Origin of the sequence: Bordetella pertussis 18323 (assembly GCF_000306945.1) — a bacterium.
GTDB lineage: Bacteria > Pseudomonadota > Gammaproteobacteria > Burkholderiales > Burkholderiaceae_B > Bordetella > Bordetella pertussis.
The window spans coordinates 1,314,565-1,330,531 of sequence record NC_018518.1; the positions used below are offsets into that span (position 1 = coordinate 1,314,565).

At 67.5% G+C, this 15,967-nt stretch carries 12 protein-coding genes; 8 read left to right on the forward strand and 4 right to left on the reverse strand.

Annotation, left to right across the window (positions count from 1 at the left end; genetic code table 11):
* Nucleotides 1–59 precede the first annotated feature (59 nt).
* The 4 genes from infB to typA are packed head-to-tail and all read left to right on the forward strand — an operon-like array spanning nt 60 to nt 6,098.
* On the forward strand, nt 60–3,053 hold the full coding sequence (infB, locus tag BN118_RS06270) for a translation initiation factor IF-2 (protein WP_014905631.1): 2,994 nt from the start codon (nt 60–62) through the stop codon (nt 3,051–3,053).
* Nucleotides 3,054–3,080: 27 nt separating this feature from the next.
* Nucleotides 3,081–3,482 carry a 30S ribosome-binding factor RbfA gene (rbfA, locus tag BN118_RS06275; RefSeq protein ID WP_003818636.1) on the forward strand — a complete coding sequence of 134 codons (402 nt, stop codon included), beginning with the start codon at nt 3,081–3,083 and terminating at the stop codon, nt 3,480–3,482.
* Between the two features lie 44 nt (nt 3,483–3,526).
* Nucleotides 3,527–4,261 carry a tRNA pseudouridine(55) synthase TruB gene (truB, locus tag BN118_RS06280; protein WP_003810552.1) on the forward strand — a complete coding sequence of 245 codons (735 nt, stop codon included), beginning with the start codon at nt 3,527–3,529 and terminating at the stop codon, nt 4,259–4,261.
* 16 nt (nt 4,262–4,277) lie between these two features.
* On the forward strand, nt 4,278–6,098 hold the full coding sequence (typA, locus tag BN118_RS06285) for a translational GTPase TypA (RefSeq protein ID WP_003818637.1): 1,821 nt from the start codon (nt 4,278–4,280) through the stop codon (nt 6,096–6,098).
* Nucleotides 6,099–6,168: 70 nt separating this feature from the next.
* On the opposite strand, the gene BN118_RS06290 is transcribed toward typA, so the two are convergent.
* From BN118_RS06290 to BN118_RS06300, 3 genes are all read right to left on the reverse strand, one after another.
* Nucleotides 6,169–6,894, reverse strand: a complete 726-nt coding sequence (locus tag BN118_RS06290; protein WP_010928248.1) for a toxin — start codon at nt 6,892–6,894, stop codon at nt 6,169–6,171.
* Nucleotides 6,891–7,295: a hypothetical protein gene (locus BN118_RS06295; RefSeq protein WP_003818640.1), complete on the reverse strand. Its 405-nt coding sequence runs from the start codon at nt 7,293–7,295 to the stop codon at nt 6,891–6,893. The genes BN118_RS06290 and BN118_RS06295 overlap by 4 nt, the downstream gene beginning before the upstream one ends.
* 148 nt (nt 7,296–7,443) lie before the next feature.
* Nucleotides 7,444–8,127 (reverse strand): LOG family protein, encoded by a 684-nt coding sequence (locus tag BN118_RS06300; protein ID WP_458339627.1) that lies wholly within the window; start codon nt 8,125–8,127, stop codon nt 7,444–7,446.
* Between BN118_RS06300 and polA the strand changes: the two genes are divergently transcribed.
* From polA to BN118_RS06315, 3 genes are all read left to right on the forward strand, one after another.
* Nucleotides 8,126–10,840, forward strand: coding sequence for a DNA polymerase I (polA, locus tag BN118_RS06305; RefSeq protein WP_014905632.1), 2,715 nt, complete (start codon nt 8,126–8,128; stop codon nt 10,838–10,840). The two genes, BN118_RS06300 and polA, sit on opposite strands and share 2 nt — an antisense overlap.
* Nucleotides 10,841–10,950: 110 nt before the next feature.
* A complete protein-coding gene (locus BN118_RS06310; RefSeq protein ID WP_010930274.1) occupies nt 10,951–11,787 on the forward strand; it encodes a ZIP family metal transporter in 837 nt (278 codons plus the stop codon).
* A 54-nt stretch (nt 11,788–11,841) separates the two neighbouring features.
* Nucleotides 11,842–12,630 (forward strand): dienelactone hydrolase family protein, encoded by a 789-nt coding sequence (locus BN118_RS06315; protein ID WP_010930275.1) that lies wholly within the window; start codon nt 11,842–11,844, stop codon nt 12,628–12,630.
* A gap of 33 nt (nt 12,631–12,663) precedes the next feature.
* Here the strand turns inward: BN118_RS06315 and BN118_RS06320 are convergent, their stop codons facing one another.
* On the reverse strand, nt 12,664–14,325 hold the full coding sequence (locus BN118_RS06320) for a Na/Pi cotransporter family protein (protein WP_014905633.1): 1,662 nt from the start codon (nt 14,323–14,325) through the stop codon (nt 12,664–12,666).
* A 167-nt stretch (nt 14,326–14,492) separates the two neighbouring features.
* Here BN118_RS06320 and BN118_RS06325 point away from each other — a divergent pair, with 167 nt between their 5' ends.
* Entirely contained in the window at nt 14,493–15,884 is a 1,392-nt protein-coding gene (locus tag BN118_RS06325; RefSeq protein WP_010930277.1) for an L-serine ammonia-lyase, read from the forward strand.
* Nucleotides 15,885–15,967: the final 83 nt, after the last annotated feature.

A 15,967-nucleotide genomic window follows, 5' to 3' on the forward strand; every position in this document is an offset into this window, starting at 1 on the left:
TACGGCGTAATGCCGAGAGTTCATGTTTGTAATTAGCTGCATATAGGGAAGAGAGCCTAATGTCGAGTAATACTGTCGCCCAGTTCGCTACCGAGCTGAAAATGCCTGCCAACGTGCTGCTCGAGCAGTTGCGTGCGGCCGGTGTTGACCTCAAATCGGTGGACGACGCCGTCACCGATAGCGACAAGGCGAAGTTGCTCGAATCGCTGCGTCGCGCGCATGGTGCGACCGAGGGCAAGAAAATCACCCTGACGCGTCGCCAGACCTCCGAGATCCGGCAGGCCGACGCCACCGGCCGCTCGCGCACGATCCAGGTCGAGGTGCGCAAGAAGCGCGTTTTCGTCAAGCGCGATCCGGCCGAGCTGGCCGCCGAGCAGGCCGCCGCGCGTGCGGAAGAAGCCGCAGCCGAGGCCGTGCCGGCCGAGGCGGCGCCCGCGCCGGCCGAACCGGTGCGCGCCGAGCCGGCGGTCGAGACGGCTGCCAAGCCGGTCGAGCCGCCCGTCGCCGAGGCGCCCGCCGAGCCCGTTGCGGCGCCGGCGGCCGAACCGCAACCCGAACAGCCCGCTCAGGCCGAAGCCCAGCCCGAGCCGACTCCCGCTGCCCAGGCCGAGCCTGAGCCGCAACCCGAGCCTCAACCGGAAGCCGCTCCTGCCCAGGCAGTCGCCGAGCCGGTCGAACCTGCAAAGAATGTATCTGTCACCGAGACCGAGGCTGAACAGGCCCGGCCGGAACCCGTTGTGCACGCCCAAACTGAACTGACCTCCCAAACCCCGGCTCCGGTCGCCCAGCCGTCCGCACCCGCTGAATCTCCCAAGAGCGTCAAGGCCGAACCGGCCGCCGCGCCCAAGACCACGGCCAAGCCGGGTGAGATCCGCCGCGCCGCCGCGCCGGCGGCGCCCGACCGCGCCCGCGAAGAGGCGCGCCGCGCCGCCGAGGCCGAGGCCGCCGCGCTGCGCGAGATGCTCAGCCGTCCGCGCAAGGTGCTGCGCGCGCCCGAGCCCGAGCCGCAGGCAGGCGCCCTGTCGGGCACGCTGCACAAGCCGGCCGGCAAGCCGGCCACCACGGCCGCGCCCAAGAAGGACGCCAAGCCGGGCGCGCCGGGTGCCAAGAAGACCATCAAGACTGCCGAGGTGTCCTCCACCTGGAGCGACGACAGCGCCCGCAAGAAGCCGGCCGACAACAAGCCCGCGGTCGCCACGCGTGACGGCTGGCGCGCCGGCGGCAAGGGCGGCAGGGGCGGACGCAACAGCCGCAACCAGCACCAGGACCGTCGTCACGAGCAGGTGCAGCAGGAATTCATCGCGCGCGAGATCCACGTTCCCGAAACCATCAGCGTGGCCGACCTGGCCCACAAGATGTCGGTGAAGGCGGCCGAGGTCATCAAGCAATTGATGAAGCTGGGCCAGATGGTCACGATCAACCAGGTGCTGGACCAGGAAACCGCGATGATCGTGGTGCAGGAGTTCGGCCACACGGCGATCGCCGCCAAGCTGGACGATCCCGAGGCCTTCCTGGACGAAACCGCAGCGGTCACCGAGGCCGAAGCCGAGCCGCGCGCGCCGGTCGTGACCGTCATGGGCCACGTCGACCACGGCAAGACCTCGCTGCTGGATTACATCCGCCGCGCCAAGGTCGCCTCGGGCGAAGCCGGGGGCATTACCCAGCACATCGGCGCGTATCACGTCGAGACCGGCCGTGGCGTGGTGACCTTCCTGGACACCCCGGGCCACGAGGCCTTCACGGCGATGCGTGCGCGCGGCGCCAAGGCCACCGACATCGTCATCCTGGTGGTGGCGGCCGATGACGGCGTGATGCCGCAGACGCGCGAAGCCATTCACCATGCCAAGGCCGGCGGCGTGCCGCTGGTGGTGGCCGTCAACAAGATCGACAAGCCCGAGGCCAACCCCGAGCGCGTCAAGCAGGAACTGGTGGCCGAGGAAGTCGTGCCGGAAGAATACGGCGGCGACGTGCCGTTCGTGCCGGTGTCGGCCAAGACGGGCGCGGGCATCGACGATTTGCTCGAGAACGTGCTGTTGCAGGCCGAGATCCTGGAACTGAAGGCGCCGATCGAAGCGCCGGCCAAGGGCCTGGTCATCGAGGCGCGCCTGGACAAGGGTCGCGGCCCGGTTGCCACCATCCTGGTGCAAAGCGGCACGCTCAAGCGCGGCGATGTCGTGCTGGCCGGCGCCAGCTTCGGCCGCGTGCGCGCCATGCTGGACGAGAACGGCAAGCAGATCCAGACCGCCGGTCCGTCGATCCCGGTCGAGATCCAGGGCCTGACCGAAGTGCCGGCCGCCGGCGACGAACTGATGGTGCTGTCCGACGAGCGCAAGGCGCGCGAGATCGCGCTGTTCCGCCAGGGCAAGTTCCGCGACGTCAAGCTGGCGCGCCAGCAGGCCGCCAATCTGGAGTCCATGTTCGACAACCTGGGCGAGGGCACGCAGACCCTGGCGCTGATCGTCAAGACCGACGTGCAGGGTTCGCAGGAGGCGCTGGTGTCTTCGCTGACCAAGTTGTCGACCGACGAAGTGCGCGTGCAGGTGGTGCATGCCGCCGTGGGCGGCATCTCGGAAAGCGACGTCAACCTGGCCATCGCCTCCAATGCGGTGGTGATCGGGTTCAACGTGCGCGCCGAGCAAAGCGCCAAGAAGCTGGCCGAGACCAACGGTATCGACCTGCGCTACTACAACATCATCTACGACGCGGTCGACGAAGTGAAGGCCGCCATGTCGGGGATGCTGGCTCCCGAGAAGCGCGAAGAGGTCATCGGCCTGGTCGAAGTGCGCGAGGTCTACACGATCTCCCGTATCGGCACGGTGGCGGGCTGCATGGTACTCGACGGCGTGGTGCGCCGCGATTCGCAGGTTCGACTGCTGCGCAACAACGTGGTTCAATGGACGGGCCATCTCGATTCGCTGCGCCGTTTCAAGGACGACGTCAAGGAAGTCAAATCCGGCTTCGATTGCGGCCTGACCCTGCGCGGCAACAACGACCTGCAGCTGGGCGACCAGCTGGAAGTCTTTGAAATCAAGGAGATCGCGCGCACGCTGTAAGGTGCGAGGCGATACAGCAATCTTTACATGAGCCGTCACAAGTCCAAATCCATCCCCGGCCGCAATCTGCGGCTGGCCGACCAGATCCAGAAGGATCTGGCCGGGATCATCCAGCGCGAGATCGATATGACCCGCGCCGGACTGATCACGCTTTCGGGTGTGGAGCTGTCGGCCGACTACGCGCATGCCAAGGTGTATTTCACGGTGTTGGGCGCCGAGCCCGACACCGCTGCCGCCTTGCTGAACGAAAAGGCCGGCTGGCTGCATTCGCAGCTGTACAAGCTGCTGCACATCCATACTGTTCCCACCCTGCGGTTCGTGCATGATCCGCAAATCACCCGCGGCATCGAGATGTCGGTGCTGATCGATCGTGCCAACCGGCCCGGTCCGCACTCGGGTGTTCCCGACGAGCCCGAAGACCAGTCCTGACCGGGCTGTCGTCGCTGCTTTTTCTCCTTTTTCCGGATTCGACGATGGCTAAACGACGCGGGCTCGCGCTCGACGGTGTGCTGTTGCTGGACAAACCCGTGGGTTTGTCCAGCAACCACGCCTTGCAGCGAGCCAAGCGCACCGTGGACGCGGCCAAGGCCGGTCATACGGGAACGCTGGACCCTTTCGCCACTGGCCTGCTGGTTTGCTGCATGGGCCGGGCTACCAAGATCTCGGGCCGCATGCTCGAGGCCGACAAGACCTACCAGGCCACGCTGCAGTTTGGCGAGGAGACCGACTCGGGCGACCTGACCGGCCACATCGTGGCCCGGGCCCCGGACGGATTTGCCGGTGTCGAAGAGGCGGCGCTGCGCGATGTGCTGTCACGTTTCGTGGGCACGATCGAGCAGATCCCGCCCATGTATTCGGCGCTCAAGCGCGACGGCAAGCCGCTTTACGAGTACGCCCGGGCGGGCATCGAGCTGGACCGTCCGCCCAGGCAGGTGACCATCCGCCACATCGAGCTGCTGTCGTTCTCCGGAATGCAGGCGCAGATCGATGTGGCCTGCAGCAAGGGCACCTATATACGCACGCTGGCCCAGGACATCGGCCGCGCGCTGGGCTGCCATGCCCACCTGGCGGCGCTGCGGCGCACGCACGTCGGGCCGTTTTCGCTGGACCGCGCCGTAACCCTGGAAGCCCTGCAGGCGATGCCCGACGCCAAGCAGGCCTTGCTTGCCATGAATGAATTGCCGGCGGGCCTGCTGCCCGCCACCTGAACTTAAAGGACCTGCTATGACCCGCGCCCTGCGCAACGTCGCCATCATTGCCCACGTGGACCACGGCAAAACGACCCTGGTCGACCAATTGCTACGCCAATCCGGCACTTTCCGCGAGAACCAATCGGTGGCCGAACGGGTCATGGATTCGAACGACATCGAGAAAGAACGCGGCATCACCATTCTGGCCAAGAACTGCGCCGTCGAATACGAAGGCACGCACATCAACATCGTCGACACCCCGGGACACGCCGACTTCGGCGGCGAAGTCGAGCGGGTGCTGTCGATGGTCGATGGCGTCCTGCTGCTGGTCGATGCCGTCGAAGGCCCCATGCCGCAGACCATCTTCGTCACGCGCAAGGCGCTGGCCCTGGGCCTCAAGCCCATCGTGGTGGTCAACAAGATCGACCGTCCGGGCGCGCGTCCGGATTTCGTGATCAATGCCACCTTCGAGCTTTTCGACAAGCTGGGCGCCACGGAAGAGCAGCTGGACTTCCCGGTGGTGTACGCCTCGGGCCTGTCGGGCTACGCCGGCCTGACCGACGACGTGCGTTCGGGCGACATGCGGCCGCTGTTCGAGGCCATCATGAAGTACGTGCCGCAGCGCGATGACGATGCCAACGGGCCGCTGCAGATGCAGATCATCTCGCTGGACTACAACAGCTACGTCGGCAAGATCGGCGTGGGCCGCATCAACCGCGGCCGCATGCGCGGCAACATGGATGTCGCGTTCCGCTTCGGGCCCGATGGCGAGGTCCAGCGCGGCCGCATCAACCAGGTGATGAAATTCAGCGGCCTGGAGCGCGTTGTCGTGGACGAGGCCGAAGCCGGCGACATCGTGCTGGTCAACGGCATCGAAGACCTGCACATCGGTTCGACCATCACCGACCCGTCCACGCCCGAGGGCTTGCCGGTACTGCGCATCGACGAACCCACGTTGACCATGAACTTCATGGTCAACACCTCGCCGCTGGCCGGCCGCGAAGGCAAGTTCGTGACCAGCCGCCAGATCCGCGACCGCCTGGAGCGCGAGCTGAAGTCCAACGTGGCGCTGCGCGTACGCGACACCGGCGACGATACGGTGTTCGAGGTCTCGGGCCGTGGCGAACTGCACCTGACCATCCTGCTGGAGAACATGCGTCGCGAGGGCTACGAGCTGGCCGTGTCGCGCCCGCGCGTGGTCTTCAAGGAAATCGACGGCGTGAAATGCGAGCCGTTTGAGGCGCTGACCGTCGACGTCGAGGACGCCCACCAGGGCGGCGTGATGGAAGAGCTGGGCCGCCGCAAGGGCGACCTGCAGGACATGCAGCCCGATGGCCGTGGCCGTACCCGCCTGGAATACATCATTCCGGCGCGCGGCTTGATCGGCTTTCAGAACGAGTTCCTGACGCTGACGCGCGGCACCGGCCTGATGAGCCATATCTTCCACGAGTACGCGCCGCTGCGCGAAGGTTCGATCGGCGAGCGCCGCAACGGCGTGCTGATCAGCCAGGATAACGGCGACGCGGTGGCCTACGCCCTGTGGAAGCTGCAGGATCGCGGCCGCATGTTCGTCAGCCCCGGCGAGCCGCTGTACGAAGGCATGATCATTGGCATCCACAGCCGCGACAACGACCTGGTGGTCAACCCCATCAAGGGCAAGCAGCTGACCAACGTTCGCGCGTCGGGCACCGACGAGGCCGTGCGCCTGGTGCCGCCGATCCAGATGTCGCTCGAGTATGCGGTCGAGTTCATCGACGACGATGAACTGGTCGAGATCACGCCCAAGTCGATCCGCCTGCGCAAGCGCTACCTGCAGGAGCACGAGCGCCGCCGCGCTTCGCGCGAAAACGCGTAACGCACGTGCCGGCCGCCTCCAGGCGGCGGTGCCAGCGCAAGGGTTGTGGCCGTGGCGGCCACAACCCTTTTTACATGCAGCCGCCGCGATTGCAGGTGGCCAGCCCGGTGATCGAGTAGGCCGGCACGTCCGGCACGGCGGCAAAGTCGGGGCGCCGGTCGTGGTCGACATAGACGCGCAGCGGCAGGCCCTGCCGCCTCAGCGTTTCCAGGGCGCGCCGCAGCGTGGCGTAGGATTCGCGGTGCAAGCGGCCGGCCTGCGGGCTGATGCAGGCCTGCACGACGGGATTGCCGTCACGCGTGAATACCGCGCACAGGTCGCCGAAGGGCAGGTCGTCGAGCCGGGCCACGCGCACATTGGAGTAGTGGCCCAAGCCCGTGGCGGGAGGAAGGGTGCGGCGCCACTGCCAGGCGCCCCACCCGGGTACGTGGCCCCAGGCGTGAACGCCCCGGCCGATCGCGCCGTCCGAGCCCGACGCGAGGCAGAAGTGGTCGCGCAGGCCGCGGATGTCCGCGAGCCTGGCGCGCTTGAGCTCGCCGCCATACTTGCCGCCCAGGTATTGGCCGTCGGCCAGGCCGTGGATAGGCCAGGGCTCGTTGCCCGAGAGTTCGCGCATGCGCGCCCGCAACGAGGGGCGATGCGCCTGGTCGTACGTCAGCGGGGCGTAGCCGGAAGGGCAATTGCCATAGCCGCGCACCAGGATCAGCTCGGAGGCGGCCCAGGCGCGCGCGCCCGGCAACAGCAGGCACAGCAGCGACGCGGCCAGCCAGCCGGCACGCGGGGAGATCCGCTTCATGGGAGCAGCCCTCCCGCGCCGCAAGGCGCAATGGAGAGGATTTCTGCGCGCGAGAACAGGCGGTAGATCTGCGGATCGGTCCAAACGTCAGATTCGACCCGCAGCGATGTGGGCCTGTTTGCCGCATGGCAGGTGATGATGCGCGCGACGTGTTCGTCGAAGTGGCGGCGCGCCTTGCCGTAGCGTTGCACGGCGCAGGCAATGCGCAGCGCTTGCGGCGAGGCCTGTCCTTCGGGATGGAAGCGCGCACACACGAAGGGCGTGGAGCCGGTGTGCAGCTGGCCGATGTGGTAGGCCTCGATGACGGCGGAAGGGTAGTCGTGCACCGCGCCGGCGTGCGCCAGCGGCCAGGCGGCCAGCAGCGCGGCCAGCGCGGGTACGGTGAATTTAAATGGGGGCATAACGAGTGAAGCGCTGGACTGCGAATTGCGTGGCAGTCTAGGGCCTGGCCGGCGCCGTGGGCGCTCGCGCGTCGTGTGTTATGCCAAAGTAGATGCTTCCTTTGCGTCTGGTTATTCTTTCTGGGTAATAACGAGGCGTTATTCCTGGTTATGCCGGGAGGGAAGGCGCGTACTGGCTGTCCGTCCTGCCTTGCTTGTCGTGGAATTCGACCACCTTGCGCACGACTTTGGCGGGGTCGTCCTCGATGATGAAGAGATTCAGGTCGTGGGCCGCGATCATGCCGTTGGCCAGCAATTGCTCGCCCAGCCAGTCGACCAGGCCGTGCCAGAATTCGCTGCCCACCAGCACGATGGGGGCGGGCGGGACCTTGCCGGTCTGGATCAGGGTCAGCGCCTCGAACAGCTCGTCCAGGGTGCCGAACCCGCCGGGCATGGCGACATAGGCCATGCTGTGCATGAAGAAGGTGGCCTTGCGGGAGTAGAAGTACTCGAACGACAGGCTGATGGTCTGGTATTCGTTGTTGTGCGCTTCGTGGGGCAGGCTGATGTTCAGGCCGACGCTGGTGCCGCCGGCCTCGAAGGCGCCCTTGTTGGCCGCTTCCATGATGCCGGGGCCGCCCCCCGCGATGATCGCGAAACCGGCGCCGGCCAGGGCTGCCGAGATCGCCGCACAGGTTTCATAATAGGGCGATTCGCGGCTGATGCGGGCGCTGCCGAACATGCTGACCGCGGGACCGATGTCGGCCAATTTCTCGGCCGCGGTCTTTATCTCTGACATAATCACCGGAATTTGTTTGCCGGCGGGTGTCGCAAGCTCTGCCTTTGTAACCATGAAAAAAACCTTATTGCTGGTAGACGGTTCGAGCTACTTGTACCGTGCTTTCCACGCCATGCCCGACCTGCGCAATGCGCAGGGCGAACCCACGGGTGCGCTTTATGGCGTGGTCAATATGTTGCGCAAGCTCGTTCAGGATCATAAGGCAGAGTATGCCGTATGCGTTTTCGATGCACGCGGAAAAACATTCCGGGACGATTTGTTCCCTGACTACAAGTCGCACCGCCCGCCCATGCCGGAAGACCTGGCGGCGCAGATCGAGCCGATCCACGAGGCCGTACGCGCCCTGGGCTGGCCGCTGCTGGCCATCGAAGGGGTGGAGGCGGACGACATCATCGGCACGCTGGCGCGGCAGGCCAGCGCGCAAGGCATCGACACCATCGTCTCCACGGGCGACAAGGACCTGGCGCAACTGGTCGACCCGCACGTCACGCTGGTCAACACCATGAGCGGCGAGGTGCTCGACGTTGCCGGGGTGAACAGCAAGTTCGGCGTGCCGCCGGAGCGCATCGTCGATTACCTGATGCTGGTCGGCGACACGGTCGACAACGTGCCCGGCGTGAACAAGGTCGGACCCAAGACGGCCGTCAAGTGGCTGGCCGAACATGGCTCCATCGACGCGCTGGTGGCCGCCGCCGACAGCGTCAAGGGCGTGGCCGGCAACAATCTGCGCGAAGCCATTCCGAACTTTCCGCTCACGCGCACGCTGCTGACGGTCAAGTGCGACTGCGACCTGACCGGCCATGTGTCGGACTGGGAAGACCTGGCATGGCGCGAGCGCGACGCGGCCACCTTGACCGCGCTGTTCGACCGCTACGGTTTTCGCACCTGGCTGCGCGAACTGACGGGCGACCAGGAGCGCCTGCCCACGGGAGACGCGCGCGCCGTGCCGCAGGCCGTCGCGCCGGCCGAGCTGGACTACCGCATCATCACCGACTGGGCCGCCTTCGATGCCTGGATGGCGCTGGTGGAGGACGCGCCGCTGGTGGCGCTGGATACGGAAACCACGTCGCTCGATGAGATGCAGGCGCGGCTGGTGGGCCTGTCGATGGCGGTCAAGCCGGGCGTGGCCTGCTACATCCCGGTGGCGCACCGTGGCCCCGAGGCGGGCGATCAATTGCCCAGGGACGAGGTCATCGCGCGCCTGCGCGGCTGGCTGGAGGACGCCGGGCGCGCCAAGCTGCTGCACCATGCCAAATACGATACCCATGTCTTCGCCAACGAAGGCGTAAGCCTGGCGGGCGTGGCCGAGGACACGATGCTGCAGGCCTATGTGCTGGAGTCGCATCGCGGCGTGGGCCTGAACGACCTGGCCCAGCGGTTTCTCGGGCGCAGCGGCGTGAACTACGAAGACCTGTGCGGCAAGGGCGCCAAGCAGATCGGTTTCGACGAGGTGGCGGTCCCCCTGGCGGGGCATTATTCCTGCGAGGATTCCGATTTCACCCTGCAGTTGCACGAGGTGCTGCGCCCGCGTGTGGCCGAGGACGAAGGGCTGGAGCGCACCTACCTGCTGGAGCTGCAGGTCTCGCGCGTGCTGACCGTGGTCGAGCGCAACGGTGTGAAGGTCGATGCCCAGGAGCTGGGGCGCCAGAGCCACAAGCTGGGCCAGGAAATGCTGGCGCTGGAGCAGCGCGCCTACGAGCTGGCCGGCCAGCCGTTCAACCTGAACTCTCCCAAGCAATTGGGCGAGATCCTGTTCGGCCGCATGGGGCTGCCGGTCGTGCGCAAGACCGCGGGCGGCGCCCCCTCGACCGACGAGGAAGTGCTGTCCAAGCTGGCGCAGGACTATCCGCTGCCGCAGGTGCTGCTGGAATACCGGGGCCTGTCCAAGCTGAAGTCCACCTATACCGACAAGCTGCCGCGCATGATCAGCCCGGCCACCGGCCGCGTTCATACGCACTATTCGCAGGCGGCGGTGATCACCGGCCGGCTGGCGTCGTCGGATCCCAACCTGCAGAACATCCCGGTGCGCACCGAGGCCGGCCGGCGCGTGCGCGAGGCCTTCATCGCCGAGCAGGGCAAGCTGCTGTCGGCCGACTACTCGCAGATCGAGCTGCGCATCATGGCGCACGTCTCGGATGACGTCAACCTGCAGCGTGCCTTCGCGGCGGGCGAGGATATCCACCGCGCGACCGCCTCCGAGGTGTTCGGCGTGCCGCTGGCCGAGGTCGGCGCCGAGCAGCGCCGCGCCGCCAAGGCGATCAATTTCGGACTGATCTACGGCATGGGCGTGTTCGGGCTGGCTTCCAACCTGGGCATTACGCGCGACGCCGCGCAGGCCTACATCGACCGCTATTTCACCCGCTATCCCGGCGTGGCGCGCTACATGGACGACACGCGCCGGCTGGCGCGCGACCAGGGCTACGTCGAGACGGTATTCGGCCGCAGGCTGCAGCTGCCGGACATCCGCGCCGCCTCCGGGCCGCGCCGCCAGGGCGCCGAGCGGGCCGCCATCAATGCGCCGATGCAGGGTACCGCCGCCGACCTGATCAAGATGGCCATGGTGGCGGTGCAGGACTGGCTGGACGCCGAGCGCCTGCGCACCCGCATGATCATGCAAGTGCACGACGAACTGGTGCTGGAGGTGCCCGACGAGGAACTGGCGGCGGTCGCCGAAGCGCTGCCGCGGCTGATGTGCGACGTGGCCACGCTGCGCGTGCCGCTGGTGGCCGAGGTGGGCATGGGCACGAACTGGGAACAGGCGCACTGATGCGGCCCCGGCCGGCGTCCGCGCCGGCCGGATACTGTCTGACAGCCATTTTTGATTTGGCGCTTGCAACGATATAATGTTGCGCTTTCCCGCCTGAATCGCCCCTCGCCATGCTGCTGCTCTGGATACTGCTTGCCACGATTGCCGGCGGCCTGATCGCCGTCTCGATCGCCAGCTGGCTGGCCTATCGCGTGTTCGCGAAGTACCTGCACCACATGGTCAGCCTGTCGGTGGGCGTACTGTTGTCGGTGGCGCTGCTGCACCTGCTGCCCGAGGCGTTCGAAACGGCGCACGCCGACGCGCGGGCCCTGTTCGCGCTGATGCTGGCCGGCCTGATCGGCTTCTTCGTGCTGGAGAAGATCGCGCTGCTGCGCCACAGCCACCACCACGAGGGCGACGGGCACCACCATCACAAGGGCCACAACCGGCGCGAGGCCGGCCGAGGCGGCGTGCTCATCCTGGTGGGCAGTTCGCTGCACAACCTGGCCGACGGCGTGCTGGTGGCGGCGGCCTTTCTCACCGACCCCATGCTGGGCGTACTGACCGCGGCGTCGATCATCGTGCACGAGGTGCCGCACAAGCTGGGCGATTTCGTGGTGCTGCTCAACGCAGGCCTGGCGCGGGGCAGGGCATTTTCGCTGATCCTGTTCACCAGCCTGTGCACGGCGGCAGGCGGCGTTGTAGGATACTTCGTATTGCAGGAGGCGCAGGCGGCAGTGCCCTATGTCCTGGTCGTGGCCGCCAGCAGCTTCCTGTACATCTCGGTTGCCGACCTGATGCCGCAAATGCACGAACGCGTTTCGCTGGCCGATGCGGTGCCGCAGTTGTTGCTGGTGGGCGCCGGCGTGCTGCTCATCTACGGCGTCACCTCGTTCATGCATCATGAGCATGACCCGGCCCACGAGCACGGGCAGCATGCCATCGAGGCGGCAGACCACCGGCATTGACCGCGGCGCGGCGGCAGGAGGGCGGCCATTCCCTTTCCATGCCCAGGAGTTGCCATGAGTTTCGCCGCCGCAGCGGGTAGTACCGCACCCACCACGATCCATACCGACACCCAGGGCCTGTCGCACGGCGATTTCGAACTGGCGGTGCCGGGCGGTCCGGTGGCCGCCTATTACGCCGCGCCGGCCGGGCGCGAGCAATTGCCCATCGTGCTGGTGGTGCAGGAGATCTTCGGCCTGCACGAGCACATCAAGGATGTCTGCCGCCGCCTGGCGCACGATGGCTATCTGGCGGTCTCGGTCAACCTGTACCAGCGCCAGGGCGACGCCTCGCGCTACGACAACATTCCCGGGCTGGTCGCCGAACTGGTGAGCAAGGTGCCGGACGAGCAGGTCCATGCCGACCTGGATGCCAGCCTGGCCTGGGCCGCCGCCCATGGCGGCGATGGCGCGCGGGTGGGGGTGACGGGCTTTTGCTGGGGCGGGCGCACCACCTGGATGTATGCGGCCCGCAATCCCGCCGTGAAGGCGGGCGTGGCCTGGTACGGCCGCCTGTCCTCGGGCCATGGCCCCTTGATCAAGCAGGTGCCGCTGGACGTGGCCGGGAGCCTGCATGCGCCGGTGCTGGGGCTGTATGGCGGCAAGGACGAAAGCATTCCGCTGGACGATGTGCGGGCCATGGAAGCGCGCCTGCAGCAGGGCGGCGCGCCCGCCCAGGCATCGCGCATCGTGGTGTATCCGCAGGCCGGGCATGCCTTCCTGGCCGATTACCGCCCCAGTTACCGCGCCGCCGATGCGCAGGACGGCTGGCGGCGCATGCTGGATTGGTTCGCGCTGTACCTGTAGCGGGCCGGGGCCTGCCCGTGCTCGGGCAGGCCCTCAGTTGCCCGCGTCGCGCAGGCGGCTGGGCAGGAGTTCGCCGTGGCGCGCCAGCAGCGGATACGCCGATGCGCCTACCACGTGCGAGTTGATGCCCTTGAGATCGCGCAGGATGTCCAGGTAGAGCGCGCCGACCTCGGCGGCATCGACCTTGCCGGACTTGATCTGCTGCAGCTGCGTTTCGGCGGCCTCCGCCTCGAGGGCGCGAAAACGCGCCTTTTCGCCCGCCAGCGCGCGCGCCTGGCGCAGGTCGTCGGTGACGAACAGCGCGGCGGCCTGGCGCTGGTTGGCGATCAGCTCGCCCAGCGTGGCGTCCAGGCTGGCGCGCTGATCGGCTGACAGCAGCAGGCCTTGCTTGCGCAGGCGGCCGATATGGTTGAGCAGGCCGTGGTAGGCGATATCGCCGGCGTGGCCGATGTTGCTGCAGAACGCCAGGATGGCGTCGAGCCGCTGGTGATCCTCGCGCGTCATGTTTTCCTGGTCGAGCGTGGCCAGGTAGGTGGTGATGGCGGTCTCCAGCTTGTCCAGCGCGCTGTCGAGCTGGCGTGCCTGCACCATGCGGTGCCGGTTGTCGCGCTTGAAACCGGCGCGGGCGTACAGCAGCAGGGTCTGCAGCATGTCGGCCATGCGCAATGCCTCGCGCGCGGCGTTGCCCAGCGCGACGGCCGGCACGTCATGGGCCCATTCGTCCAGGTATTGCGGCCGCGCCGGGTCGTTGGGATCGGCGCGCTTGGGCAGCCAGCGCGTCAGCAGCGCGGCGTACGGCGTGAGGATGGGCAGGAAAACCAGCGCGATCACGACGTTGAACAAGGTGTGGAAGTTGGCCACCGCGTGCGCGGGGTCGCCGGCCAGTCCGCTGAGCCAGGGTTGCAGCCAGGGCAGCAGGATGATGCCGGCCAGTACGCCGGCCACGCGCGTGAGCAGGTTGCCCAGCGGCAGGCGGCGAGCGGCCGGGTCGTCGCCGGTAACGCCTTCGATCATCGGATTGATGGCGGTGCCCAGGTTGGCGCCCAGCACCAGCGCGAAGGCCAGCGCCGGATTGACCATGCCGTGGCTGGCCAGCGACATGACCAGCACCACGACGGCCACGCTGGAGTGCGCGGCCCAGGTCAGGGCCGCGGCCAGCAGCACCGCGGCGACCGGCTGGCTGGCCAGCGCGTCGAGCAAGACGCCCAGCAAGGGCGCGGTCTCGAAGGGCTGGAACAGCTGCACCAACTGGTGCAGCGACAGCAGCAGCAGTCCCAGGCCGATGAATACCCGCCCCAGGTCGCGGGTGCGGCCGGGCGCGGCGCGGCGGAACATCCACACGCCGGCCAGGATGAGGATGGGCGCCAGCGAGGTCAGGTCGAACGACAGCAGCTGCACGATGAGGGTGGTGCCGACGTTGGCGCCCAGCATGGCGGCCAGCGCCGGCACCAGCGCCACCACCCCGCCGGCGGCGAAGCCGGTGATCATCAGCCCGGTGGCGGTGCTGCTTTGCAGCGCGGCGGTAATGCCCAGGCCGGAGGCGAAGGCGCGCAACCGCGTCCCGAGCGCGCGTCCCAGCGCGATGCTCAGCGCGGCGCCGAAGGCGCGCTGCACGCCGGTCTGCACCATGTGCACGCCCCACAGCAGCAGGGCTACGTAGCCCGCGAAATCGAGCAGCGGCAGCAGTCCGGACATGGCTCTCCCAGGGACAGGGGCGCCGCGCGCAGGGCGCGGCGCCAATATATGACATGAAATAATTCTGTAATCATCGCACGCCGCGCCTCGCAGCGGAAATCCGGGCCGGCGCGTATGATGCTATCGACCGCCATGGCGGGCGGTGGACCCAGATACGGAGTGTGCGCGTGGCAGTTTCCGTTTTCGACCTTTTCAAGATAGGCATAGGGCCGTCCAGTTCGCATACGGTGGGCCCGATGCGGGCGGCGCTCCTGTTCGTGCAGGGGCTGGAGCGCGATGGCCTGCTGGCGCGCGTGGCCAGCGTGCGCGCCGAGCTCTATGGGTCGCTGGGCGCGACCGGCAAGGGGCACGGCACCGACAAGGGCGTGCTGCTGGGGTTCATGGGCCAGGCGCCCGATACGGTCGACCCCGCGGCCATCGCCGGCATGCTGCAGGCCGTGCGCGCCAATCGGCGCGTGTTGTTGCTGGGTCGGCATGATGTGCCGTTCGTCGAAAAAGAGCATATGTTGTTCTATCGCCGCGAGGCGTTGGCCGAACATCCTAACGGGATGAAGTTTCACGCTTTTGACGCCGATGGCCAACCGTTGCGCGAATCGCGCTATCTGTCGGTGGGCGGCGGTTTCGTGGTCACGGCCGGCGCGGCCAATGCCCAGGTCATCGGCGCGCACGACCAGCTGCCGTACCCGTTTCGCACCGGACGCGAGCTGCTGGACATGTGCCGCGCCAGCGGCCACTCGGTGGCGGGCCTGATGATGCGCAACGAGCTGACCTGGCGCGGCGCCGCCGAGATCGAGCAGGGGCTGGACCGTATCTGGGAAGTCATGCAGGAGTGCGTGGCCCGCGGCTGCGGCATCGGCCATCCGGAGGCCGACGGCGACCTGCCGGGCCCGCTCAAGGTGCGCCGGCGCGCGCCGGAGCTGTATCGCGCGCTGACGCAGCGCGCCGAGCGCACGCTGTCCGACCCCTTGTCGGTGATGGACTGGGTGAACCTGTACGCCATGGCCGTCAACGAGGAAAACGCCGCGGGCGGCAGGGTGGTGACGGCGCCGACCAATGGCGCGGCCGGCATCATTCCGGCGGTGCTGCATTATTACGACCGTTTTGTCCCGGCCGCCAACCGGGCGGGCGTGCACGATTTCCTGCTGACGGCGGCGGCCATCGGCCTGCTGTACAAGTACAACGCCTCGCTGTCGGGCGCCGAGGTGGGCTGCCAGGGCGAGGTGGGCGTGGCCTGTTCGATGGCGGCCGGCGCGCTGGCCGCCGTGCAGGGCGGCAGCGTCGAACAAGTCGAGAACGCCGCCGAGATCGGCATGGAGCACAACCTGGGCCTGACCTGCGACCCGGTGGGCGGGCTGGTGCAGATTCCGTGCATCGAACGCAACGCCATGGCCTCGGTCAAGGCCGTCAACGCGGCGCGCATGGCGTTGCGCGGCGACGGACATCACTACGTATCGCTGGATTCCGTCATCAAGACCATGCGCGAAACCGGCGCCGACATGAAGACCAAATACAAGGAAACCGCGCGCGGCGGGTTGGCGGTGAATATCGTGGAGTGCTGACGGCATCGTGTGCCAGCCCCCTGCGGGGTCTGCAGGTGCCTGTCCCAGCGGGGACAGGCACCCCTCCCTGTGGGGGACAGGCA

Coding starts and splice junctions, on each gene's coding strand:
- polA (WP_014905632.1), top strand. CDS start 8,126: ATGAAAAAAACCTTATTGCTGGTAGACGGTTCGAGCTACTTGTACCGT.
- BN118_RS06310 (WP_010930274.1), top strand. CDS start 10,951: ATGCTGCTGCTCTGGATACTGCTTGCCACGATTGCCGGCGGCCTGATC.
- truB (WP_003810552.1), top strand. CDS start 3,527: ATGGCTAAACGACGCGGGCTCGCGCTCGACGGTGTGCTGTTGCTGGAC.
- BN118_RS06300 (WP_458339627.1), bottom strand. CDS start 8,127: ATGGTTACAAAGGCAGAGCTTGCGACACCCGCCGGCAAACAAATTCCG.
- rbfA (WP_003818636.1), top strand. CDS start 3,081: ATGAGCCGTCACAAGTCCAAATCCATCCCCGGCCGCAATCTGCGGCTG.
- BN118_RS06295 (WP_003818640.1), bottom strand. CDS start 7,295: ATGCCCCCATTTAAATTCACCGTACCCGCGCTGGCCGCGCTGCTGGCC.
- BN118_RS06320 (WP_014905633.1), bottom strand. CDS start 14,325: ATGTCCGGACTGCTGCCGCTGCTCGATTTCGCGGGCTACGTAGCCCTG.
- typA (WP_003818637.1), top strand. CDS start 4,278: ATGACCCGCGCCCTGCGCAACGTCGCCATCATTGCCCACGTGGACCAC.
- BN118_RS06315 (WP_010930275.1), top strand. CDS start 11,842: ATGAGTTTCGCCGCCGCAGCGGGTAGTACCGCACCCACCACGATCCAT.
- infB (WP_014905631.1), top strand. CDS start 60: ATGTCGAGTAATACTGTCGCCCAGTTCGCTACCGAGCTGAAAATGCCT.
- BN118_RS06290 (WP_010928248.1), bottom strand. CDS start 6,894: ATGAAGCGGATCTCCCCGCGTGCCGGCTGGCTGGCCGCGTCGCTGCTG.